This window comes from Sphingobium sp., from assembly GCF_041987595.1.
Taxonomy (GTDB): domain Bacteria; phylum Pseudomonadota; class Alphaproteobacteria; order Sphingomonadales; family Sphingomonadaceae; genus Sphingobium.
The window spans coordinates 17,920-39,624 of record NZ_JBHIWJ010000037.1 but is presented as its reverse complement, the minus strand read 5'-3'; the positions used below and the strand labels follow the sequence as shown (position 1 = coordinate 39,624).

Sequence of the window (21,705 nt, the reverse complement as noted above, 5' to 3'; positions counted from 1 at the left end):
ACGCTGCCGATCGTCCCTGGCACGTCGGTCTGGGCCGCGGTTTGGGTGCGTCCCGCCAGAGGCCCGCACAAGACGCGCACCCAGGTGCCGGTACTGCGCGTCCCCGACCGCCACGGTCGTGAGCAGCGCCAGCGCCATGGAAGGCCCCAGCGCGGCGGGATCGTCCATCGCCGCAAACATGCCGACCAGCCCGATGATCGTGCCCGCCATGCCCAGAGCGGGCGCGGCATCGGCAATCGACAGCCAGACGTTGCGCGCGCCGGCATGGCGCTGCGCCCGGTCGCTCAGCGTTTGCGCCGCCCATAGCTCGAATTGTTCGGTCTTTTCGCAATTGGCGAGCTTGCGCGCCGCTTCGGTCAGAAAGGGATTGGCCGTCTTCACCCGGTCGGTGCAGGCCAGGCCCCGCAGCTGCGCCACCTGATCGATCTTGAGCAGAGCGGCCCGGGCGGCGTCGCGATCCTTGGCCGGATCGGCGATCAGCAACGGTCCCAAGGCGGAGCAGGCGCGCGCCAAAGCACGCCCGCCATTTTGAAACAGCGCAACGGCGGCAATGCTCGCCAGCATCGCCGCCAGGGTCAGCGGATCAAATAAATGCGTCCATAGTCCGACCATATCACCGTCCCCAAAATCGTCCCGCCGGCGGGCGGCAAAGCCCTGCCATCGACCGGCAAAATTTTGCCGCCCTTGCCGCCGCACGAGGGAAAACCCGCTGATTTCCGCGATTTTCGTCCTTGCCCATGCGTCACCCACGCAAATTGGCACGGCTCTTGCGAATATCAGGCTGGATCACCCGCAGTTCACGCCATCAGGCCTCAGAACGGCGGGTGAAGCAGAAGTTTTAGGCCCCCGGAGAGAAAATCCGGGTCGAAAACGGAAAGACGGAAATGTCGCTGGAAGACGGATTGTTCGGGATACACGGAAAGGCGCTGGCGCTTCGCTCGCAGCGCCTGTCCCTGCTCGCGTCCAATATCGCGAACGCCTCGACGCCGGGCTACAAGGCCCGCGACATCGATTTCGAGTCCGCGCTCAAGGAAGCGACGACGCAGCAGAATAAATCCGCCGCCGACGTGTCGCAGGCCGTCGATGACTCGATGGGCTATCGCGTGCCGCTTCAGCCCAGCCTCGACGGCAACACCGTCGAACTCAGCACCGAACAGACGCTGTTTGCGGAAAATGCCGTCAAATATCGCACGACCCTCTCCTTTCTGGAGGGCCGCATCAACACCATCACGCGCGCCCTGAAGGGAGAATGAGCATGAGCGGCTCGGGTCCTCTCAATGTTTTCGACATCGCCGGCCGCGCCATGAGCGCGCAGCTGGTGCGTTTGAACACCACCGCCTCGAACATGGCGAACGCAGGCAATGTCACCGGCAGCGCCGCCGACGCCTATCGGGCGATCAAGCCGGTGTTCGAATCCGTCACCGACAGCCCCGGCGTCTCGACCGTGAAGGTCAAGAATGTCGTCACCACGAACGCGCAGCCGACCAAGCGCCACGATCCGAACCATCCGCTGGCCGACAAGAATGGCGACGTGTGGGAAGCCGCCGTGGATAGCAGCGCGGAGCTGGTCGACATGATCGAGACCGCCCGCATGTACCAGAACAACGTGCAGGTGCTGAACACCGCCAAATCCCTGATGCTCGAAACCATAAGGATCGGCAAATGACCACGACCTCCACCGTCACGGATAGTGCCGGGCTCTCGGTCTATAATCCCACTTCGAACGTCGGCACCGGCAAGTCGGAAATGGATTCGACCGATTTCCTCAAGCTGCTCACCGCCCAGATGCAGGCGCAGGACCCGATGGACCCGATGGACAGCACGCAGATGGTGTCGCAGATGGCGACCATCACCCAATCGTCCGGCATCGCCGAAATGAACAGCAATCTGGCGTCGATGAAGACGACGCTGGAAGGCCTGTCCGGCTCGCGGTTGGGCGATGCGGCGAGCTGGATCGGCAAATCCATGCTGGTCAAAAGCAATGTCGTCGCGCCGGATTCCGCAGGCCAGTATATCGGCCAGCTCAGCTTCGACAGCGCGACCAGCGGCGCATCCGTCGATCTGGTCGACGGCAGCGGCAATGTCGTCAAGACGATCGACCTGGGCGATCAGGCGAAGGGCGACGTCAACTTCTACTGGGACGGCAAGGATGACGCGGGCAACACCGTCGCCACCGATGCGCTCCAGATCAAGGTCAATGGCGCCACGCCCACGCGGGTCGCCAGCTGGGCCACCATCGCCGCCGTCCAGTCACCCGCGGACGGCAGCTCATCCAAGCTGATCACCGCTTTGGGGACATACAGCCCCAGCGACGCCCTTTCTCTCGCCTAGCCCCATATCCTTTTCACCCCAAGATCCTTTCACCCAAGGAGCAACGCCATGTCCTTCTACATTTCGCTTTCCGGTCTCAAGGCGGCCCAGTCCGACCTCTCGACCATCTCCAACAACGTCGCCAACGTGAACTCGACCGCCTTCAAGAAGAGCCAGGCCGTGTTCGGCGACATCTTCGCTTCCGCGCCGATGCAGACCACGACGCAGGTGTCGGGTCAGGGCGTCCGCGTGCAGGGCGTCAACCAGCAGTTCACGCAGGGCACGATCGAAACCACCGACAAGACGCTGGACCTCGCCATCACCGGCGAAGGCTTCTTCACGGTGAAGCGCACCGCCGACGATCAGGTGAGCTATACCCGCAACGGCGCCTTTTCCGTCGATGAGAACCGCTATGTCGTCGATACGACCGGCGCGCGGCTCCAGGTAATCCCGCTCGATCCCACCACGGGCGCTTCGACCGCGGCTGCGCCGCTGACCACCGCCTCGCTGACCGACCTTCAGGTGCCGACCAACTGGCCCGCGGGCGCAACCGGCAACCAGCTGTCCAGCGTCGGCGTGTCGGAAGAAGGCAAGATCACCGGCGTCTATGCGGACGGCACCACCGTCTATCTCGGCGCGACCGCCATGGCCGCCTTCAACAGCCAGGAAGGCCTGCGCCAGCAGGGCGACGCGCACTGGACCTCCACCAACGCCAGCGGCGCGCCCATGCTGGGCATGGGCAATAGCGGCCTTTACGGTTCGGTCCGCTCGGGTGCGCTGGAACGTTCCAACGTCGACATCACGGAAGAGCTTGTCGCCCTGATCTCGGCGCAGCGCAATTTCCAGGCGAACTCGAAGGCGATCGAGGCGGCCAACACGCTGTCCACCACCATCGTCAACATGCGCACCTAAGACAGCCATTAGCGACCTCCCGCGGGAGGTCGCGGCCGTCAAAAACGCCCGCAAGAACAGGAAAAACCCATGGACAGGCTCGTCAACACGGCTCTCACCGCGATGCGCGGCGCGATGGCGCGACAGGCGGCGATTTCCAACAATCTGGCGAACGTCAACACCACCGGCTTTCGTGGCGAGATCGCCAATGCCGAGACGCGCTGGATCAAGGGCAACACGTTCGACACGCGGGCGCAGGCCTCAGAACAGGTGATCGCCGCCGACATGGCGCAAGGCGCGGTCACGCAGACCGGCAATCCGCTGGACGTGGCCATGAACGGCGATGCGATGCTCGCCGTTCAGGCCACGGACGGCAGCGAAGCCTATACGCGCCGCGGCGACCTCAAAATCACCGACAGCGGCCTGCTGACGACCGGCGACGGCATGCCTGTGCTGGGCGAAGGCGGTCCCATCACCCTGCCGCAGATGGACAGCGTCTCCATCGCCAAGGACGGCAGCATCTGGGGCGTGCCGCAGGGCGGCGACCCCGCCAATCCGCAACAGGTCGACAAGCTGAAGCTGGTCAGCCCGGTCGGTTCCAGCATCGCGAAGGGCACGGACGGCCTGTTCCGCGAAGTGAATGGCGGCGCCCTGCCCGATGATCCGATCGCCACCGTGACCGGCGGATCGCTGGAAGGGTCGAACGTCAACGCGACGGCGGCACTGGTGCAGATGATCGAGGCCAGCCGCGCCTGGGAAACCCAGATCAAGATGATCGACACGGCCAAGCAGCTGGACGACGGCGGCGCATCGCTGATGAAACTGGATGGTTAATTCTGGCACGGTCCTTGCTTTTAATCGTGCATGACCATGCGTCACGGAGACTATAGATGACCAACGCAGCCCTTCATGTCGCCCGCACCGGCCTTGACGCGCAGAACACGAAGATGCGCGTGATCGCCAACAATCTGGCGAACGTCAACACCACCGGCTTCAAGCGCGACCGCGCCGATTTCGAGACGCTGGCCTATCAGCAGATCGTGGCCGCAGGCGCCAACAGCGACAGCGAAAACAAGTTCGCGACCGGCCTCAATCTCGGTTCGGGCGTGTCGTTGCAGGGCACCAGCAAGATCAACGAACAGGGCACGCTCAATCAGACCGGCAATGCGCTGGACATGGCGGTCGAAGGTTCGGGCTATTTCCAGGTGCAACAGCCCGACGGCTCCATCGCCTATACCCGCGCGGGCAATTTCACGACCACGGCCGAAGGCGTCGTCGTGACCAGCGACGGCCTGCCGCTGATCCCGCAGATCACCGTGCCGGAGGGCGCGACCAGCGTTACCATCGGCAATGACGGCACAGTTTCCGCCACGCTGCAGGGGCAGAGCGAACCGACCCAGCTTGGCCAGATCGAACTGGCCAGCTTCATGAACCCCGGCGGTCTCCAGTCAGTGGGCGGCAACCTGCTCAAGGAAACGGCCGCCAGCGGCACCCCGCAGGTCGGTGTCGCGGGCCTCGACGGCCGCGGCGTCGTCCGCTCGGGCTATCTGGAAACGTCCAACGTCAATGTCGTGGAAGAGCTGGTCGACATGATCGAAACCCAGCGCGCCTATGAGGTCAATTCGAAGATGATCAAGGCGACCGACGAAATGCTGCAATACGCCAACCAGCAGCTGTGAGAATGACGATGCGCACCGCTTCCGTCTCCCTCGTCGCCCTGTCCCTGACGGCCTTCGCCGCTTCCCCGGCAATGGCCGGCAAGAAGCGGGATGCCGAGCGGCAATTTTATGCCCCCTCGGTCGTTGCCGCCCCTGCCGCTCCGGTCGCCAACGGATCGATCTTTCAGGCGTCGATGGGCTACACCCCGCTCACCAGCGGGGCGCGGGCGACCAGCGTGGGCGACATCATCACCATCGTCCTTGTCGAGAAGACCCAGGCGACCAAGAGCAACAGCGCCGACACCAGCCGCGACGGCAATATCGGCCTGACGCCGCCCGCCACCGGCATATTGTCCAAGATCATCAAGTCCAGCGACATCACCTCCAGCGGCACCAGCGCCTTCACCGGCAAGGGCGCCGCCACCCAGTCCAATGCCCTGAATGGTGAGATCACCGTGACCATCGCGGCGACCTATCCCAACGGCACGATGCTGGTGAAGGGCGAGAAGGCGCTGACGCTCAATCGCGGGGACGAGTTCATCCAGATCAGCGGCCTCGTCCGTCAGGCCGATATCGGTCCGGACAACCGCATCGCATCGACCCGGGTGGCCGACGCCAAGATCATCTACACCGGCAAGGGGGAAATCGCGCGCGCCAGCCGCCAGGGCTGGTTGCAGCGCTTCTTCTCCATGATCAGCCCCTTTTGATGGACATGCACGCCATGACCCGCCTGCTTCGCTTGCTGCTGCCCCTCACGGCCCTTTTCGCTGTTCCGGCCCACGCCGAACGGATCAAGGATCTGGGCACATTTCAGGGCGTGCGGCCCAACCAGCTGACCGGCTACGGCATCGTCGTGGGCCTCGCTGGCACGGGCGACGACAGTCTGGATTATGCGACGCAGGGCATGAAGGGCGTGGTTTCGCGCTTCGGCCTGACCTTGCCGCAGGGGATCAATCCGGCGCTCAAAAACGCGGCGGCGGTGCTGGTGACGGCGGACCTGCCCGCCTTCGCCAAGCCCGGCCAGCGGCTGGACGTCACGGTCTCCGCTCTGGGCAAGGCCAAGTCGCTGCGCGGCGGCACGCTCATCATGACCCCCCTTCGCGGCGCGGATAACGAGATTTACGGCATGGCGCAGGGCAATCTCGCCGTCGGCGGCCTTGGCGTGTCCGGCGCGGACGGCAGCCAGGTTTCCGTCAACATTCCCTCGGCGGGCCGCATTCCCGGCGGCGCCACGGTCGAACGCGCTGTCGCGACCGGCTTCGATACCGCGCCCACGCTCACCTTCAACCTGTCCGAAGCCGATCTCACCACGGCGCTCAGGGTCGCGGACGGCATAAACCGCACCTATGGCGACCATCGCGCAAGGGCAGTGGATGCCGTGTCGGTCACGATCGACGCCGCACCGGGCGCCAGCGACCGCATCATGATGATGGGCATGATCGAGAATATCGAGGTGTCGCCCGCCGACGCCCCCGCCAAGGTGATCGTCAACGCCCGCACCGGCACGGTCGTCATCAACGGCGCGGTAAAGATCCACCCGGCCGCCATCGCGCACGGAAAAATCACCGTCAGCGTCAATGAATCGCCCCGCGTGGTCCAGCCCGCACCCTTCTCTCAGGGGCAGACGGCGGTGGAGCAATCCAGCTCGATTTCGATCGATCAGGAAAAGAAACCGATGATTAATTTTAAAGGTGGAGCATCGCTGGCCGATATAGTCAAAGCGGTGAACGCCATCGGCGCCTCCCCCGCAGACATGGTCGCGATCCTCGAAGCCCTGAAACAGGCTGGAGCGCTCAAGGCCGAACTGGTGGTGTTGTGATGCAGATTGGTGCAACTTCGACAACAGGAACAGCGGCCTCCGGAACGGCAGGGCGACCGCAGGACAAGGCTGCACTGGGAAAAGCCGCGCAGCAGTTTGAGGCCATCTTCCTGCGCCAGATGATGGGCGCGATGCGTTCGGCGAGTCTTGCCGAGGGCATCGACGAATCAAGCGCGACCGATCAGTTTCGCGACATGGCCGACGCCCGCACCGCCGACAGCATGGCGACAAAGGGCACGCTGGGCATCGCCGAAATGCTGATGCACCAGTTCGGCGCCAGAGCTGGCACCAGCATGAGCGCCGCAGGCAAGAGCGAATGAGCGACCTCTTCATCATCGGCGCGTCGGGCACCAAGGCCTATCGCACGGCCATGGCGGCGGTGTCGGAAAATATCGCCAATGCCGGCACGGAAGGCTATTCGCGCCGCTCGGTCACGACGGTCGAGTCCGGATCGTCGACCGCGACCATGGCCTTTTACACCTCTCGCGCCAATTTCGGCGGCACCGACGTCAAAAGCGTCAATCGCGCCACCGATCCCTATCTGGATGCCGCGGTGCGCTATACCGGCATGTCGCTGGGCAGCTCGACCGCGCGGCTGCGCTGGCTGACCGATTCGGAAACCGCGCTCAACGACACGGAAACCGGCGTCGGCCAGCTGATGACGACCATGTATCAGAATCTGGACAAGCTGGCCGCCAGTCCGAACGACAAGTCGCTGCGCGTGACCGTGCTGGACAGCATCAGCCGCGTGGCTCAGGCCTTTCAGCAAACCTCGGCCGATCTGCAACAGGTGTCGAGCGGCATTGCCACCGAAGCCCAGTCCTCGGTAGCTACCATCAACCGTTCAATCGACGATCTGGCTGACATCAACAACAGCCTGCTGCGCGCAACGCCGGGCACGTCCGCCTACAACCAGCTGCTCGACAGCCGGGATGCGGCGCTCAATACGCTCTCTTCCAATCTCAATGTCGACATCAGCTTCGGCACCAACGGACAGGCCATCGTCAACTATAACGGTCAGTCGCTGGTGCAGGGCGCCAATGCCACGACGGTCGCGCTGACCGTCAACACGGACGGAACCATGGCGCTGGCGACCAGCGGCGGCACGGCACTGAGTGCTCCGTCAAACGGCACCCTGGGCGGCCTGTTTTCCTCCGCCGACAAGGTGACACAGCGGCGCACCAGTCTCGACGCGCTCGCCCAGCAGTTCGTTACGGATGTGAACAACTGGCATGCGCAGGGCACGACCGACGGCGGCGCCAGCGGCGCTGCCCTGCTGTCCGGCACGAGCGCGGCGACCATGACGGCGCTGATCTCCGACCCGACGCAGCTCGCCACCAAATCGTCTGACGGCACGGCGAACGGCAATCTGCTGACCGTATCCACCGCATTGCGCGGCAATGGCAGCGTGGAGCAGGGCTGGTCCGCACTGATCGCGACCCAGGCCAATCTGCTTTCCGCCACCAAGGCGGAACACACGACGGCCCAGAATCGCAGCGATCAGGCGGTCGCCGCCCGCGAGGCGGTGAGCGGCGTCGACCTCGACGTCGAGGCCGCCGACCTGCTGCGCATCCAGCAGGCCTATTCGGGCTGCGCGAAGATCCTTCAGGTGGCGAAGGAAACCGTCGACGCCATCATGCAGATCATCTGACGGAAGGAAACGGAACCATGGTAGGCATCACCAACAAGGTCCTTCTGGCAGAAATCCGCCGCCAGCAGGAACTGTCGCAAAGCATCGTCAACGGCCAGACCGCCATTTCGACCGGCAAGACGCTGACCAAGCCTTCGGACGACGCGCTCGCCTGGGTGCAGGTGTCGGACATCGGCCGCGCTCAGGCGCAGCAGGCCGCCTGGCAGAGCAATATCAGCACTGGAACGACGCGCGCATCGACGGCGGAATCCAATCTGGACGAAATGAACAATCTGCTGACCCGCGCGCAGGAACTGATGACCTCGGCGCGCAACGGGTCGCTCAGCGACACCGGCAAGACGGCGATCCTTGAGGAAATGAAGACGATCCGCACGACGATCAATTCGCTGCTGAACCAGACCGACTATAATGGCGTGCCGGTTTTCGACGATGGCCAGAGCGTTCTGGTCCCGGTCAGCCGGGGCCTCAATCTTGCGGTCGTCGGCACCAAGCAGGAAGTGTCCGAGGGCATCGACGTCAACGGCACCCCCATGTCGATCGACGCCATATTGAACCAGGGCATCACGGCGCTGCAAAGCGGCACCGATGCGGATCTCGCCTCCGGCCTCGACGCGATCAAGGCGGCGCAAGGCCATGTCGTGCTGGAACAGACCAAGCAGGGCGTCCGTTCGGACCGGCTGGACACGATCGGCACGCGGCTGACCAACGTCGATCTCGATCTGACGGAGCGGCGGCAGAATCTGGAATCGACCGATCTGACCGAAGTGATCTCCTCGGTTTCGGCCAAGCTGCTCCAGCTCGAGGCTGCCCAGTCGGCCTTTGCGCGGATCAACCAGCAGACGCTGTTCGACCTTATCAAGTAAAAGGGGAAAAGGTGCGCCCCGGCGGCGCACCCCCTGCTGCCCTGACTTTCGGCCCGGTTTAAGGCAACCGGCTGATAAGGCCGCGCATTTCGGACGAAAACAGGGTTATCGATTTTTCGACCGGCGCCCTAAATCACAGCATAACCAAGCCGTATTAACCAATCGAGAGCCTCTTCATGCGATGCTCGTTCGAGACGGCGCCTTCGGGCAGAATTCGGGGATAATTCATGTTCGCAATCATCGGCCTGGTCGTGCTGCTCGCCATGGTGTTCGGCGGCTTCATCTTTACCGGCGGCGACATCGGCCCGGTTCTGCATGCCCTGCCCCATGAAATGATCATCATCGGGGGCGCGGCGGTCGGCGCGCTCATCATCGGCAATTCGGGTTCCGACCTGAAGGCGCTGGGCGGCGGTCTGGGCAAGGTTTTCAAGGGGCCGAAATATAAGAAGCAGGACTTTCTCGACTGCATCTTCCTCGTCTCGCGCCTGATGAAAACGCTGCGCGTCGAAGGGCCGGTGGCGCTGGAACCGCATATCGAGGACCCGTCCAGCTCGACCATCTTTTCCGAATATCCGCGCCTGATGGGCGACAAGACGCTGATCCACCTGATCAGCGACACGCTGCGGCTGGTCGTCGTATCGTCCGGCACGCTCGACCCCCACGCGGTCGAGGAAGTGATGGATAATGCGCTCAAGACGCACCATCATGAGGCGCTGCGCCCGGCCGACAATCTTCAGGGGCTGGCCGACGCCCTCCCCGCCCTCGGAATCGTCGCGGCGGTGCTGGGCGTGGTCAAGACCATGGGGTCGATCGACCAGCCCCCGGCGATTCTGGGCGGCATGATCGGTTCGGCGCTGGTCGGCACCTTCCTCGGCGTTCTGCTCGCCTACGGCATGGTCAATCCCTTTGCCAATCGCTGCCGGGCGGTGATCGAGGCGGACGGATCCATGTACCATGTCGTCAAGCAGATCATCGTCGCCTCGCTGCACGGCCATCCGCAGCCACTGGTGATCGAGGCCGCGCGTTCCAGCCTGACCCATGCGAACCAGCCGGCCTTCGCCGAAGTGTTCGACGGCATGCGGGGCAAATAAGCCATGGCGGAGAAAAAGCGCGGCGCGAACGAGCCGGAACCACGGCCGATCATCGTCAAGAAGATCATCGTCGACGGCCATGGCGGCCATCATGGTGGCGCATGGAAGGTCGCCTATGCCGACTTCGTGACGGCGATGATGGCCTTCTTCCTGCTGATGTGGCTGCTGGGAGCGACCACCGAAAAGCAGCGCAAGGGGCTGGCGGACTATTTCACGCCGACGCTGGTGCAACTGAGGGAAAATTCGGCGGGTTCGAACGGCATGTTCGGCGGCGACAGCATGATGGGCAAGGAAAATTACCCGACCACTGGCGGTCAGGGCAATCTGGCCATCACCATGCCGCGCGACGCGTCAGGCACCAAGGATCAGGGCGGCAAGGCCACAAAGGCGGCCGACCGCGCCAAATTCCAATCGATCAAGCGGGAACTGGAAGCGCGCATGGCCAAGCGTCAGGGCATGGCCAGACTGCTCAAGAATATCCGTTTCACCGAAACCCGCGAAGGGCTGCGCATCGACCTGATCGACGAGGCGGATTTCGCGATGTTCGCGATGGGTACTGATCGCCTGCTGCCGCAGGCCCGGCAGCTCGTGAATGAAGTCGCGCAGACGATCAAGACCATGCCCAATCCGCTGATCGTGCGGGGCCACACCGATGGCCTGCCCTACAGTTCCGGTCAGACGATGAACAACTGGATGCTCTCTTCCGCCCGCGCGGAGGCGACGCGCAAGGCGCTAGCCGGCAATGGCATAGGCAATGACCGCTTCGCCCGGATCGAAGGCGTCGCCGACCGTGAACCCTTCGCCAAGGATGATGTTTACGACCCGCGCAACCGCCGCATGTCGATCATCCTGGGCTGGACCCGGGGAAGCAGTGACAGCGATCCGGACGAACAGCTCGACGCGCAAACCAGGGCGGCGATCAAGGAGCGGGACAATCCCATGACCGTCGCTCGGGCAGAAGCGCAAAAGCTCGACATGGGAGGCACGGGACTGCCTGCCGGGGCGACGCTGATCAACCCCACCGCGCCGGGCACGTCCAACAAGCCGGGGAAGCACTGAACCGGCCGATACGGGTGTGCCCCCTCCCGCGAGCGGGAGGGAATGGCGCACAATGATCGGTTCAGGCCGGAAGAACTAGGCTCGCCTCCAACCCGCCTTGCGGACGATTTGCGAGCCTTAAAGCCCCCCCATGTTCGGCCATGATTGCCCGCACCAGCGCCAGCCCCAGCCCAGCTCCGCCCGTCTCGCGATTGCGCGAACCCTCGAGCCTGGTGAAAGGCTCCATCATCTCCTCCATCCGATCCTCCGCTATGCCGGGGCCGTCATCGGCGACGATCAGGCGAATGGTGCCGTCGCCCCGTTCAACCGATATATGGGCGCGCTCGCCATAAACGACGGCGTTTTCGATCAGGTTGCGCAGCGCCCGACGAATCTGCTGCGGACGCACATTGGCGACCGCCCTCTCGCTGTCGGCCAGATCGACAGGCGCCCCCAGCTCGAGGAAATCCTCCACCACCGCATCGGCCAGCGCGGCCAGATCGACCTTCTGCTGAGCTTCGCTGCTGCGTCCTGCCCGCGCGAGGGACAATATGTCCTCTAGCATCCGGTTCATCTCATTGATGGTTTCCGACATGCGGGTCCGCTCCGACTCGTCCTCGACCGACTCCGTGCGCACCCGAAGCGAAGCCAGCGGTGTGCGCAGATCATGCCCGATCGCGCCCAGCATCCGGTCTTTTTCATTCAGCATCGCAAAGATACGGCTGCGCATGGCATTGAAGGCGGTGGTAAGCTGACGCACATCGCCGGGACCGCATTCCTCGACGGCATCGGCGGAACCGGTGCGGGCGAATTGTTCAGCCGACCGGGTCAACTGCCGCAAGGGCCGCGCCAGCCTGCGCCCGACCCAGAGTAACGGCAACAGCACGATGACGTAGAGGATCAGGGTCTGGCCGACCAGCCAACCGCCATAGCGTTGTGGTATGCCGCCGGTGCGCGTCTGGGTCACCGCCCATTTGCCGGGCGCATATTCCGCGGCCATCGTCAGGCGCGCCGCACGCCCATGATCCGGGGCGCGACTCGCATGCATGCGCAAACTGGTCCAACGGCGCGGGGGCGGCGCCTGACGATCCTCGATCACCCGCAGCGACCGGATGGAGACGCCGACATCGTCGAACATCGCCCTGGCGCGCTTTTCGATATCCGGTCTTTCCTTGCCCGACAGCGTTGGACTGGCCGTCAGAAAGCGCACGCGATTGCGGCGATTGATATCGGCAGCGGCGCGGCGGTCGCGAGTATCCAACGCATCGACAATCCGGTAAACGCCGGGCGCCGTCTGCATCGTCAGCTCGATCCGGGTGCGCTCCCGCAACAGCAGGGCAAAGTTGATCGCCTGCGCCACAAACAGCGCAATGGCGACGAGAATGATGATCTGGGCAACCAGACCCTGCGGCCAGAGGCGAAGACGCTTCACAGCTTTCGCACATCCGCCGCCAGCGTGTAGCCACCGCCCCAGACGGTCTTGATCAGCGTCGGGGCCTTGGGATCCGGTTCGATCTTCTTGCGCAGGCGGCTGATCTGATTGTCGATGGCACGGTCGAATGCGTTGGCTTCACGCCCTTGGGTGATGTCCAGCAGCTGGTCGCGGCTGAGCACCTGATTGGGCCGCGTCGCGAAGGCCAGCATCAAATGATATTCGGCGGTCGAGAGCGGCAGAGACACCCCCTCGCCATCGACCAGCGTGCGCTCCTGCGTCTTCAGCAGCCAGCCGGCAAAGGCATAGGTGGCGCCGTCGGGAGCCGTTACCCGCTGCCCTCCGGTCGCGACCCGACGAAAGATCACCTTGATCCGGGCGACCAGTTCGCGGGGCGAAAACGGTTTCAGGACATAATCGTCTGCGCCCATTTCCAGTCCCACGATCCGGTCGGTCTCTTCCGACCGGGCGGTGAGCAGGATGACCGGAATTTCGCTGGTTTCCCGGATATGGCGGCAGAGCGACAGGCCATCCTCACCCGGCATCATGATGTCGAGCACGACCAGATCAATGGCGCTGGCGTTGAGGCGCAGCCGTGCCTCCGCCGCGCTTTCTACGGCGGTCACGCGGAAGCCGTTGCGCGACAGATATTGCGCCAGCGGCTCGCGGATCGAACGCTCGTCATCGACGAGCAGCAGATGGGGTCGTTCGCTCATGGTCCGGTTCTTGTCATGGCTCGGGGCGCGTGAAAAGGGCGGGGACAAAAGGGCGAAGGTTCAAGATGCAACCTTCGCCCTGCCCGCATGTGGCCGACTCAGTTGGCCGGCGGCGGCCCTTTGCGGTCTCTCCAGCCATCACGCAAGGCTTTGCGCGCGGCCTTCATTTCATCCGCCGTCACCTTGTCGTCATGATTGGCGTCGGCCTTGTCGAACATGGCAAGGGGGCGGGCCATGAATTCGTCCCTGGTGATCGTGCCGTCCTTGCCTGCACCCTCGCGACCCACGCCGCCCGGGCCACCCGCATCAGGACCGCCATGCATCATGCCGCGGCCCGGCCCACGATGACCCCAGCGCCTGCCATCCGGACCGTCCGGTCTGCCCACGCCATCATGCATGCCGTCGCGGCCCTGATGCGCGGCAGCAAATTCCGCCTTGCTGATCTGGCCGTTCCTGTCGGTGTCCATGGCGGCGAAGCGTTCATCAAGCCGCTGCTGACGGAGGATCTCGCGATCCTCGCGGGTCAGCTTTCCATCCTTATTGGCGTCGAGTTTGGCGAAGCGGGCCTCGAGCGCGACGGTCAGTTCCGCCTTGGTGACGGTGCCGTCCTTGTCGGCATCGGCCATCATGATCATGCCGCCGCGCGGACCATGCGGGGCAACCCCGCCGTCCTGGGCAAAAGCAAGGTGAGCGGCAGCGAGACCGCCGACGAAAAGCGAACCCACTGCCACCGTGGTCATGAATCTGCGGATCATAGGTCCTCCTTCAAAGCATCTGTCACGAACGGCGCTCTGCCGTCCTTGAAGACGCTTATGAGAGAGTTTTGTCCCGCAAATTTGTCACGTCACCCGATAAACTGTCGCAATTTGTATCGGGCGACGGACTTTTTATGCTCAGCGATCGCGCCGTCCCAGCAAGCGAAGGCGCAGGGCATTGAGCTTGATGAAGCCAGCCGCGTCGCGCTGGTCATAGGCGCCCGCGTCATCCTCGAAAGTCACGACCTTCTCGCTGTAGAGGCTGTTTGGGGATTTGCGCCCAACGACATAGACGCCGCCCTTGTAGAGCTTCAGCCGAACGGTGCCGGTCACCTTCTCCTGGCTATAGTCGATCGCGGCCTGGAGCATCTCGCGCTCGGGCGAGAACCAGAAGCCGTTATAGATCAGCTCGGCATATTTGGGCGCCAGCTCGTCCTTAAGGTGCGCGGCGCCCCGGTCGAGTGTCAGCTGCTCGATGCCGCGATGGGCGAGATGATAGATGGTGCCGCCCGGCGTTTCGTATATGCCGCGCGACTTCATGCCGACGAAGCGGTTCTCGACCAGATCGAGACGGCCGATGCCGTGCTTGCGGCCATAGTCGTTCAGCGTTTCCAGCAGAGTCGCGGGCGACATGCCGACACCGTTGATCGCCACGCCGTCGCCGCGCTCGAAATCGATGGTGATGTATTCCGGCGCGTCGGGCGCGTCCTCCGGGTTCACCGTCCGCGAATAGACATAGTCCGGAGTTTCCTCCCACGGATCTTCCAGCACCTTACCCTCGGAGCTGGTGTGGAGCATGTTCGCGTCGGTCGAGAAGGGGCTTTCGCCGCGCTTGTCGCGGGGGATCGGAATCTGGTGCTTTTCGGCGAACTCGATCAGCCTGGTACGGCTGGTCAGATCCCATTCGCGCCAGGGCGCGATCACCTTGATGTCGGGCGCGAGGCCATAATAGCCCAGTTCGAAGCGGACCTGATCATTGCCTTTGCCGGTGGCGCCATGGCTAACCGCATCGGCGCCCACCATTTTCGCGATCTCGATCTGGCGTTTGGCGATCAGCGGCCGGGCGATCGAGGTGCCGAGCAGATAGAGACCCTCATAAAGCGCGTTGGAGCGCATCATCGGGAAGACGTAGTCCTTGACGAACTCTTCGCGCAGATCGTCAATGAAGATATGCTCTTCCTTGACGCCCATCAGCCGGGCCTTCGCGCGGGCGGGTTCCAGCTCCTCACCCTGTCCCAGATCGGCAGTGAAGGTCACCACCTCGCACTGATAGGTCTGTTGCAGCCATTTCAGGATCACGCTGGTGTCGAGACCGCCTGAAAAGGCGAGGACGATGCGGTTGATCTTGTCGGACATGGGTTCAGCGACTTTCTGTAGAAGCAGGCCGTGACGGGCCGAGAAATTACCGGCGGGCCGGTATCAGGCCAGACGCGCAAGTGCAACCGGGTCGACGAAGATTGGGCGTGTGGAAAAGGGGACGCAAGCGGCAATGCCTGCGTCCCCTTTCATTATCATGAGAGCCGGTATCAGCTGGTGCGCGGATTGAACAGATTTTTGCGTCCCCGGTCCGACCCAAAGCGATAGACGGTCTGCGTTGGCTGCGTGGGGTGCGTGATCGGCGGGGCGGGGGCGGCAGGCGCAGCCTCCTGAAAGGAAGCCGGGGCGCTTCGCGCATTTTGCCGGGCAAGCAGAAATTTCGCTCGGGTCATACGCTTCGAGTAAGTGCGGAACGGGTTTTCCCGACTCGGCGGCGCAGCCACCATCGCTTCCAGGCGGCGTTCCTGCGTAGAAGCTGCTGTCGCCAAGGGAGCGGGTTCAGGTTGCAGCGTCTCCACCGGAGCAGGAGGCGGGGCCACCCTCTCCGGGGGCGCAATAAAGGCAGCCTCTTCCGTCGGTATATCCTCATATTGCACGCGGCTTCCGCGCCGCATAAGGGCAGCCCCGCCCAAGCCCAGCAGGATCAGCGCTCCGCCACCCAGGGCCCAGAGCAAGGCGGGATCGGTCGAACGCAGTTGCGACTCGGCAGGCGTCGGCTGGGCCGGGGTTGGGGCGGCTGTGGGGACGGACGCCACCGGCATAGCGTGCACGGCAGCTTCAGGACGCGTTTGCTGCGCCGGAGTTCGCTCCGGTTGGGCTGCAACCGGGGCAGGAGTCGTCGCACGCACCGAGGCCCGTTGCGTCGCATCCATGGGTGCAACCTTGCGGCTGGGCGCATCGATTGTCTCGGACTGCTCCACCTGAGATGCAGCGATGGCTGCATCAAGACGCTCCTCCACCGATGGGGTTTGCTGCACAACAGGCTGCGAAGGCCCGAAATTGGGCGCCATTGCGGAAGGCGGCTGCGGGGGCGCCGGTTCAGGCGCGGCCGCCGGAGCCGCCGGCGGAACCACCACTGCCTGCGCATGAAGCGGGCTGGTTGTCAGGGCCAGAACAGCGGCAATCGCGGCCCCGGCCGGGCGAACAAATCGAATATTTCCAGTCATAGCGAAGATCCAACCCACCAAGGCACTGGTCGATCTCTACGCAAACGCAGCATTTTGGATCAACCGAGCCCGGAAGCCGACGAAATGATCCAAATATCTTCAATATTAACAACTATTCATCTTAGCATGCAGCCATTTGTGCTCGACACATTATCGTCTATGGCATTTATTCTTGCGGATTGTCGGTACGATACTCCCGCCGGGCGCCATCCATAGTCCGGTTCTTTCGTTCTTCTTCCACGGATTGCGCTGTGCGCTCACCCTTCGTTCGGCCGAATTTCACGCGGTTGGCCTCGGCCTGACGCGCCTTCTCGGCGCGCGCCCTGACTTTTCGTGCCTGCCGGAGATTGACGATCTCGCCCATGGCCACTCCCAAAATTATGGTGAAGGGCGTGAAGACTGGAGCGGGTAGCGGGGATCGAACCCGCATCACAAGCTTGGAAGGCTAGTGCTCTACCATTGAGCTATACCCGCCCGTCAGGAAATGCGCCCTGCCATCAACTGACCGGCTTCGTCAATATGGCAAAGCAGCGTTAAGCTAATATCTGCCTTAACCCCGCAGCTTATTTACACTATCAGGGGGGCATGGCCTCCCCCTCCCTGCGCCAGTTGGACATATTCGCGCAGATGGTGGCGTCCGGCAGCGTCACGCGCTGTGCGCGGGATTTGGGAATGAACGCCGAAGAGGTCGCCCGCGATCTGGCATCACTCGAATTGCGGCTGGGCTATCGGCTGTTCGAAAATCTGACCGGCGATGCGCGACTGACCCCTGCCGGCCGCAAGACGGCGCAGGCCATGACATTCCTGTCGCAGGATGAGCCTGAAAACTGGCAGGTCGATGAAGCCGAAGCGCCAGCCACTGAACGGATCGCGCCGCCTCTGCCAGCACCATCTGCGGCGCCAGCGCACGAAACCATCATCCTCGCGGCCCCGGCACCTGTCTTCGGGCATTTTCAGGATGCGCTTGCCGCCTTTGAAGCAGCCAATGAGGACGTGTCCATCACGTTGGACCTGACCATCCATCTGGCCGATGAAGCCGCTCTCGCGCTGCGCCGGGGTAAGGCCGATATTGCCTATTTCTACGCGCTGGGCGAAGTCGAAGGGCTGCATTCGCGCTATGGCTGGTCGGAACAGATCAACCTCTATGCCGGGGCCGATCATCCGCTCGCGCGCAGGGAGGGCGTATCGCTTCAGGAACTGGCGATCACGCCGACACTCGCCATGGAACCGCACAACGGGCTGCGGCGAATCATCGATGAAGCCCTGCGACGCGGCGGCATAATTCTGGGCGCGCCGGTGCTGGAAACCGACAATCTGTTCGACATCATGACGATCCTGCGGGAAGGCGCGGGCTGCTTCGCAGCGTTCGGTCCACTGGCCCGCGACCTGGGACGCATGAGCGGCATCAAACGGATTGCGCTGGAGCGTCCGCTTCCGGCCGTCGAGGTGCGGCAGGCAGTGCATCCAAAGGGCAAGCCCGCAGCCGAGGCGCTGGCAGAATTTCTCTTTCTATAACGCTGTTTGCGATGGACTGAGCACCTTTTGCGCCTTTTGGCCCGGTCGCACGATATTGGCCATTGATATGCTATATCATTTCAGATAGGCGAACGCATCCGTTTCCCTGCGTTCAAGGATGACGAACCGAATGTCCCATTCCACGCTGCTGCGTGCCGGTTGCGCCGTATCCGCACTCTGCTTTGCCTTTCCTGCATTCGCCCAGGACGCCGCGGCCGATACCGCGCCTCAGTCCTATCATGACCAACAACGGACGGACATTGTCGTGACCGCCATCATTCCCCGGCGGCAGGGCGACATATTGTCGGGCACCTCCGTCATATCGGGGGATGAGCTGACTCGGGACCTGCGCCCGACCATCGGCGACACGCTGGCGCATCAGCCGGGTGTGTCGGCGACATCCTTCGGTCCCAACGCCTCCCGCCCGGTGCTGCGCGGCTTTCAGGGCGAGCGGGTGCGCATCCTGACCGATGGCATCGGCAGCTTCGACGTCTCCAACACCTCGGTCGATCATGCCGTGGCGATCAATCCGCTGACCGCCGACCGGATCGAGGTTCTGCGCGGCCCGGCAGCCCTCCTTTATGGCTCCTCCGCAATCGGGGGCGTGGTCAATGTGATCGACAGCCGCATCCCGCGCCGCATGCCCGATGAACCGATCCATATCGACGGCATCGCCACTTATGGCAGCGCCGCCAATGAGCGCACCGGATCGGGCGAGATCGAAGTACCGATCGGCGACAAGTTCGTGGTGCATTTCGACGGCAGCTATTCCAAGAGCGGCGATCTCGACACCGGCAGCCACATCCTGACCCCGGCCCTGCGCGCGCAGGCGGCCGCGAGCAGCGATCCCGACATTCAGGATCTCGCCAGCCTTTACGGCAAGCTGCCCAACAGCGCGGCGCGGACCTGGGAAGTCGCTGGCGGTGCCGCCCTCATCACCGATGGCGGCAATCTGGGCTTTTCCGTCGCGCATACGGACAATTTCTACGGCGTGCCGGTACGCTATTCGCTCGACCCCGACGGTGAGGCGGAGAAGGTCCGGCTGCACATGAAGCAGGACCGCGCGGACATGCGTGCCGAACTGCCGGTCAACGGCGGCTTCCTGGAATCCATCCGCCTGCGCGCAGGCTTTGCCGACTATCAACATCAGGAGATTGAGGAAGACGGCGCGGTCGGCACGACCTTCTACAACCAGTCGATCGAATCCCGGCTTGAACTGGTGCAGGCCAAGCGCGGCGGCTGGGACGGCGCGATCGGCGCGCAATTTTTCGCCCGCGACTTCCATGTCGATGGCGAAGAGAAATTCCTGCCGCGCAACCGGACGGAGCAGCTGGGCTTTTTCACCCTGCAATCGCTCGACTTCGGATCGACGCGGGTCGAACTGGGCGGGCGTTATGAACATAGCGAAGTCAGCGCGGATGCTGACGATACGCTTCTGAACCCCGCCTATCATCGCAGCTTCGATGCCCTGTCGGGGTCGCTCGGGATCAGTCAGGAGGTCATGCCGGGCTGGCGGATGGGGTTGAACCTGTCACGCACTGAGCGCGCACCCTCGGCGGAAGAACTGTTTGCGCGCGGCAACCATGCCGGCACGCAGGCCTTTGAACTCGGCAATCCCGATTTCGGGATGGAAAAGAGCTGGGGCATTGAAGGCACGCTGCGCGGTCAGGGCGAAGGCTACAGCATTTCCCTCTCCGCCTATCACAATTGGTTCAACGGCTATATCTACGATTCGCTGACCGATGACAGCGTCTGCATGACGGTCAATGGCGGGCAGCCGCTTGATTTCCCCTGCTATCAGAATCTCCAGGCCGATGCCCGATATCTGGGTTTCGAGGCCGAGGGGTCGTTGAAGCTCGGCGAGATCGGCGACTATAAGGTCAATCTGGATGGCGTGGCCGACTATGTCCGCGCCACCATCGTCGGATCTGGTCCCGCTCCGCGCATTCCTCCGTTGCGTCTGCTGGGCGGGCTGGAATTGCAGGGCGACCGCATGAGCCTGCGCGGCGAGGTCGAACATAGCTTCGCCCAGAACCGCATTTCCGACACCGAAACGCCCACGGACGGGTTCACGCTGGTCAATGCCTCGCTGTCGGTCAAACCATTCAAGGGCAATGACCGCACCACCATCACCCTGTCTGCGAACAATATCTTCGATGTCGAAGCCCGGCGCGCCGCCAGCTTCCTCAAGGACTATGCGCCGCTCGCCGGGCGGGACATCCGGCTGACCGCGCGCCTGTCGATCTGAGCAGCCGATTCCGCCCCCAATTGCGCAATATGACAATTTCGTTACAAGGCGCCGGATGGATTGGGGGCGGTCATTTATCGATCATCCACGCTTTGCAGCGTATAAGGGCGGCTGATGCGTCAGATCGCCGCCCTTCCCTATGCGACCGATCCCGATGGATCGATGCGCATCCTGCTGATCACCTCGCGGGAGACGAGGCGGTGGGTGATTCCCAAGGGCAACCGCATCAAGGGACTCGCGGGCCATCGCGCCGCCGAACTGGAAGCCTATGAGGAAGCGGGCATTCACGGCATTGCCTGCCCCGCCCCCATCGGACGCTACCGCTATGACAAGAAAAGGCGCAAGGGCAACGTCAAGGAAGCCACGGTCGAGGTTTTCCCGCTTGCAGTGACCGGCCAGTTGCCGCAATGGCCCGAACAAGGGCAGCGGGAACTGCGTTGGTTTCCCGTGGCCGAAGCTGCAAAGGCCGTCGACGAACCCGATCTACAATCCATCATCGCAGCCTTTCGCGAGCCGCCCAGAGATCCGGGCCTGTTCGTGCGGACGTTGCTGCGGATCAGGGAATGGCAAACCGAAAGGACTGGAATGCTGCGCTGGTTTCACGCGCTGATGCCCAAACAGGGCCGCTTTTTCGAGCAGTTTGAGGATCACGCCGCGACTCTGGTCGCCGGCGCCGATGCGCTCGCCAAGCTGCTGAAGGGCGGGCCGGATATCGATGTTCATATCAAAGAGATTTCCGACCGCGAACATGATGCGGACGATATCATCCGCGAAGTGTTGCAGGATGTCCGTCGCATCTTCGTCACTCCCTTCGACCGCAGCGCGATCACCGGGCTGATCGGCGTGATGGACGACGCCATCGACCAGATGAACCAGACGGCCAAGGCGATCGCCCTGTTCGAGGTGAAGGAGTTTCCTTCCCAGATGCAGGATATGAGCGCGCTGATCGTCGAATGTGCGCGGATCACGGCAGAGGCGATGCCGTTGCTGCGCTCGCTTAGCCTCAATTCGGTGCGACTGCATGACCTGACCGAGCGGCTGGTGAAGCTGGAGGGGCATGCCGATATTCTGCATGAAGCAGGGCTGAAGGCGCTTTACGCTCAGGCGCGGCAGGGCAATCCGATGGACTTTGTCGTCGGCAACGAAATCTACAGCCATCTGGAAAAGGTGACCGACCGCTTCGAGGACGTCGCCAACGAGATTTCCGGCCTGGTCATCGACCACGCCTGATCGCG

The 21,705-nt window shown here is 63.2% G+C and carries 23 protein-coding genes and 1 tRNA gene; 16 read left to right on the top strand and 8 right to left on the bottom strand.

Going from position 1 to position 21,705, the window contains the following annotated elements:
* Positions 1-612: MotA/TolQ/ExbB proton channel family protein (locus ACFC3J_RS11530; protein WP_375196312.1), on the bottom strand; the 612-nt coding region annotated here is incomplete at its 3' end.
* A 272-nt stretch (positions 613-884) separates the two neighbouring features.
* Between ACFC3J_RS11530 and flgB the strand changes: the two genes are divergently transcribed.
* The 13 genes from flgB to ACFC3J_RS11465 all read left to right on the top strand — a co-directional run bounded on the left by flgB (position 885) and on the right by ACFC3J_RS11465 (position 11,342).
* Entirely contained in the window at positions 885-1,253 is a 369-nt protein-coding gene (gene flgB / locus ACFC3J_RS11525; RefSeq protein WP_192668628.1) for a flagellar basal body rod protein FlgB, read from the top strand.
* 2 nt (positions 1,254-1,255) lie between these two features.
* Positions 1,256-1,666, top strand: coding sequence for a flagellar basal body rod protein FlgC (gene flgC / locus ACFC3J_RS11520; RefSeq protein WP_375196311.1), 411 nt, complete (start codon positions 1,256-1,258; stop codon positions 1,664-1,666).
* Complete coding sequence (locus ACFC3J_RS11515; RefSeq protein WP_375196310.1) at positions 1,663-2,331, top strand: flagellar hook assembly protein FlgD; 669 nt, start codon at positions 1,663-1,665, stop codon at positions 2,329-2,331. The genes flgC and ACFC3J_RS11515 overlap by 4 nt, the downstream gene beginning before the upstream one ends.
* 48 nt (positions 2,332-2,379) lie before the next feature.
* Positions 2,380-3,222, top strand: a complete 843-nt coding sequence (locus ACFC3J_RS11510; protein WP_375196309.1) for a flagellar hook-basal body complex protein — start codon at positions 2,380-2,382, stop codon at positions 3,220-3,222.
* A gap of 69 nt (positions 3,223-3,291) precedes the next feature.
* Positions 3,292-4,035: a flagellar basal body rod protein FlgF gene (locus tag ACFC3J_RS11505; protein WP_375196308.1), complete on the top strand. Its 744-nt coding sequence runs from the start codon at positions 3,292-3,294 to the stop codon at positions 4,033-4,035.
* Positions 4,036-4,091: 56 nt separating this feature from the next.
* On the top strand, positions 4,092-4,880 hold the full coding sequence (gene flgG / locus ACFC3J_RS11500) for a flagellar basal-body rod protein FlgG (RefSeq protein WP_375196307.1): 789 nt from the start codon (positions 4,092-4,094) through the stop codon (positions 4,878-4,880).
* Positions 4,881-4,888: 8 nt separating this feature from the next.
* Positions 4,889-5,566, top strand: coding sequence for a flagellar basal body L-ring protein FlgH (locus tag ACFC3J_RS11495; RefSeq protein ID WP_375196313.1), 678 nt, complete (start codon positions 4,889-4,891; stop codon positions 5,564-5,566).
* A 14-nt stretch (positions 5,567-5,580) separates the two neighbouring features.
* Positions 5,581-6,678, top strand: coding sequence for a flagellar basal body P-ring protein FlgI (locus tag ACFC3J_RS11490; RefSeq protein ID WP_375196306.1), 1,098 nt, complete (start codon positions 5,581-5,583; stop codon positions 6,676-6,678).
* Positions 6,678-6,998 carry a rod-binding protein gene (locus ACFC3J_RS11485; RefSeq protein ID WP_375196305.1) on the top strand — a complete coding sequence of 107 codons (321 nt, stop codon included), beginning with the start codon at positions 6,678-6,680 and terminating at the stop codon, positions 6,996-6,998. The genes ACFC3J_RS11490 and ACFC3J_RS11485 overlap by 1 nt, the downstream gene beginning before the upstream one ends.
* Entirely contained in the window at positions 6,995-8,329 is a 1,335-nt protein-coding gene (flgK, locus tag ACFC3J_RS11480) for a flagellar hook-associated protein FlgK (RefSeq protein ID WP_375196304.1), read from the top strand. The genes ACFC3J_RS11485 and flgK overlap by 4 nt, the downstream gene beginning before the upstream one ends.
* Positions 8,330-8,346: 17 nt before the next feature.
* Positions 8,347-9,192, top strand: coding sequence for a flagellin (locus tag ACFC3J_RS11475; protein WP_375196303.1), 846 nt, complete (start codon positions 8,347-8,349; stop codon positions 9,190-9,192).
* 227 nt (positions 9,193-9,419) lie between these two features.
* On the top strand, positions 9,420-10,283 hold the full coding sequence (gene motA / locus ACFC3J_RS11470) for a flagellar motor stator protein MotA (protein ID WP_192668638.1): 864 nt from the start codon (positions 9,420-9,422) through the stop codon (positions 10,281-10,283).
* Positions 10,284-10,286: 3 nt separating this feature from the next.
* Positions 10,287-11,342, top strand: coding sequence for a flagellar motor protein MotB (locus ACFC3J_RS11465; protein WP_375196302.1), 1,056 nt, complete (start codon positions 10,287-10,289; stop codon positions 11,340-11,342).
* A gap of 61 nt (positions 11,343-11,403) precedes the next feature.
* On the opposite strand, the gene ACFC3J_RS11460 is transcribed toward ACFC3J_RS11465, so the two are convergent.
* From ACFC3J_RS11460 to ACFC3J_RS11430, 7 genes are all read right to left on the bottom strand, one after another.
* Positions 11,404-12,753: an ATP-binding protein gene (locus ACFC3J_RS11460; protein WP_375196301.1), complete on the bottom strand. Its 1,350-nt coding sequence runs from the start codon at positions 12,751-12,753 to the stop codon at positions 11,404-11,406.
* Complete coding sequence (locus ACFC3J_RS11455; protein ID WP_375196300.1) at positions 12,750-13,469, bottom strand: response regulator; 720 nt, start codon at positions 13,467-13,469, stop codon at positions 12,750-12,752. Before ACFC3J_RS11455 ends, ACFC3J_RS11460 begins: the two co-directional genes overlap by 4 nt.
* A 98-nt stretch (positions 13,470-13,567) precedes the next feature.
* A complete protein-coding gene (locus ACFC3J_RS11450) occupies positions 13,568-14,224 on the bottom strand; it encodes an EF-hand domain-containing protein (RefSeq protein WP_375196299.1) in 657 nt (218 codons plus the stop codon).
* A gap of 138 nt (positions 14,225-14,362) precedes the next feature.
* A complete protein-coding gene (locus ACFC3J_RS11445) occupies positions 14,363-15,580 on the bottom strand; it encodes an argininosuccinate synthase (RefSeq protein WP_375196298.1) in 1,218 nt (405 codons plus the stop codon).
* Positions 15,581-15,750: 170 nt separating this feature from the next.
* A complete protein-coding gene (locus ACFC3J_RS11440) occupies positions 15,751-16,518 on the bottom strand; it encodes a hypothetical protein (protein WP_375196297.1) in 768 nt (255 codons plus the stop codon).
* Between the two features lie 355 nt (positions 16,519-16,873).
* Positions 16,874-17,071, bottom strand: a complete 198-nt coding sequence (locus tag ACFC3J_RS11435; RefSeq protein WP_375196296.1) for a DUF4169 family protein — start codon at positions 17,069-17,071, stop codon at positions 16,874-16,876.
* Positions 17,072-17,107: 36 nt separating this feature from the next.
* Positions 17,108-17,181 (bottom strand) — tRNA-Gly (locus ACFC3J_RS11430).
* A 111-nt stretch (positions 17,182-17,292) separates the two neighbouring features.
* Between ACFC3J_RS11430 and ACFC3J_RS11425 the strand changes: the two genes are divergently transcribed.
* The 3 genes from ACFC3J_RS11425 (at position 17,293) to ACFC3J_RS11415 (ending at position 21,700) form a co-directional block, all read left to right on the top strand.
* Entirely contained in the window at positions 17,293-18,222 is a 930-nt protein-coding gene (locus tag ACFC3J_RS11425) for a LysR family transcriptional regulator (RefSeq protein WP_375196295.1), read from the top strand.
* A gap of 130 nt (positions 18,223-18,352) precedes the next feature.
* Positions 18,353-20,470 carry a TonB-dependent receptor gene (locus ACFC3J_RS11420; RefSeq protein WP_375196294.1) on the top strand — a complete coding sequence of 706 codons (2,118 nt, stop codon included), beginning with the start codon at positions 18,353-18,355 and terminating at the stop codon, positions 20,468-20,470.
* 114 nt (positions 20,471-20,584) lie between these two features.
* Entirely contained in the window at positions 20,585-21,700 is a 1,116-nt protein-coding gene (locus tag ACFC3J_RS11415) for a DUF47 family protein (protein ID WP_375196293.1), read from the top strand.
* The last annotated feature ends 5 nt before the right edge of the window (positions 21,701-21,705 follow it).

What these genes read in the sequence shown, in the direction of transcription:
- flgB (WP_192668628.1), top strand. Translation starts at nt 885, where the DNA reads ATGTCGCTGGAAGACGGATTGTTCGGGATACACGGAAAGGCGCTGGCG.
- flgC (WP_375196311.1), top strand. Translation starts at nt 1,256, where the DNA reads ATGAGCGGCTCGGGTCCTCTCAATGTTTTCGACATCGCCGGCCGCGCC.
- ACFC3J_RS11515 (WP_375196310.1), top strand. Translation starts at nt 1,663, where the DNA reads ATGACCACGACCTCCACCGTCACGGATAGTGCCGGGCTCTCGGTCTAT.
- ACFC3J_RS11510 (WP_375196309.1), top strand. Translation starts at nt 2,380, where the DNA reads ATGTCCTTCTACATTTCGCTTTCCGGTCTCAAGGCGGCCCAGTCCGAC.
- ACFC3J_RS11505 (WP_375196308.1), top strand. Translation starts at nt 3,292, where the DNA reads ATGGACAGGCTCGTCAACACGGCTCTCACCGCGATGCGCGGCGCGATG.
- flgG (WP_375196307.1), top strand. Translation starts at nt 4,092, where the DNA reads ATGACCAACGCAGCCCTTCATGTCGCCCGCACCGGCCTTGACGCGCAG.
- ACFC3J_RS11495 (WP_375196313.1), top strand. Translation starts at nt 4,889, where the DNA reads ATGCGCACCGCTTCCGTCTCCCTCGTCGCCCTGTCCCTGACGGCCTTC.
- ACFC3J_RS11490 (WP_375196306.1), top strand. Translation starts at nt 5,581, where the DNA reads ATGACCCGCCTGCTTCGCTTGCTGCTGCCCCTCACGGCCCTTTTCGCT.
- ACFC3J_RS11485 (WP_375196305.1), top strand. Translation starts at nt 6,678, where the DNA reads ATGCAGATTGGTGCAACTTCGACAACAGGAACAGCGGCCTCCGGAACG.
- flgK (WP_375196304.1), top strand. Translation starts at nt 6,995, where the DNA reads ATGAGCGACCTCTTCATCATCGGCGCGTCGGGCACCAAGGCCTATCGC.
- ACFC3J_RS11475 (WP_375196303.1), top strand. Translation starts at nt 8,347, where the DNA reads ATGGTAGGCATCACCAACAAGGTCCTTCTGGCAGAAATCCGCCGCCAG.
- motA (WP_192668638.1), top strand. Translation starts at nt 9,420, where the DNA reads ATGTTCGCAATCATCGGCCTGGTCGTGCTGCTCGCCATGGTGTTCGGC.
- ACFC3J_RS11465 (WP_375196302.1), top strand. Translation starts at nt 10,287, where the DNA reads ATGGCGGAGAAAAAGCGCGGCGCGAACGAGCCGGAACCACGGCCGATC.
- ACFC3J_RS11455 (WP_375196300.1), bottom strand. Translation starts at nt 13,469, where the DNA reads ATGAGCGAACGACCCCATCTGCTGCTCGTCGATGACGAGCGTTCGATC.
- ACFC3J_RS11450 (WP_375196299.1), bottom strand. Translation starts at nt 14,224, where the DNA reads ATGATCCGCAGATTCATGACCACGGTGGCAGTGGGTTCGCTTTTCGTC.
- ACFC3J_RS11445 (WP_375196298.1), bottom strand. Translation starts at nt 15,580, where the DNA reads ATGTCCGACAAGATCAACCGCATCGTCCTCGCCTTTTCAGGCGGTCTC.
- ACFC3J_RS11435 (WP_375196296.1), bottom strand. Translation starts at nt 17,071, where the DNA reads ATGGGCGAGATCGTCAATCTCCGGCAGGCACGAAAAGTCAGGGCGCGC.
- ACFC3J_RS11425 (WP_375196295.1), top strand. Translation starts at nt 17,293, where the DNA reads ATGGCCTCCCCCTCCCTGCGCCAGTTGGACATATTCGCGCAGATGGTG.
- ACFC3J_RS11420 (WP_375196294.1), top strand. Translation starts at nt 18,353, where the DNA reads ATGTCCCATTCCACGCTGCTGCGTGCCGGTTGCGCCGTATCCGCACTC.
- ACFC3J_RS11415 (WP_375196293.1), top strand. Translation starts at nt 20,585, where the DNA reads ATGCGTCAGATCGCCGCCCTTCCCTATGCGACCGATCCCGATGGATCG.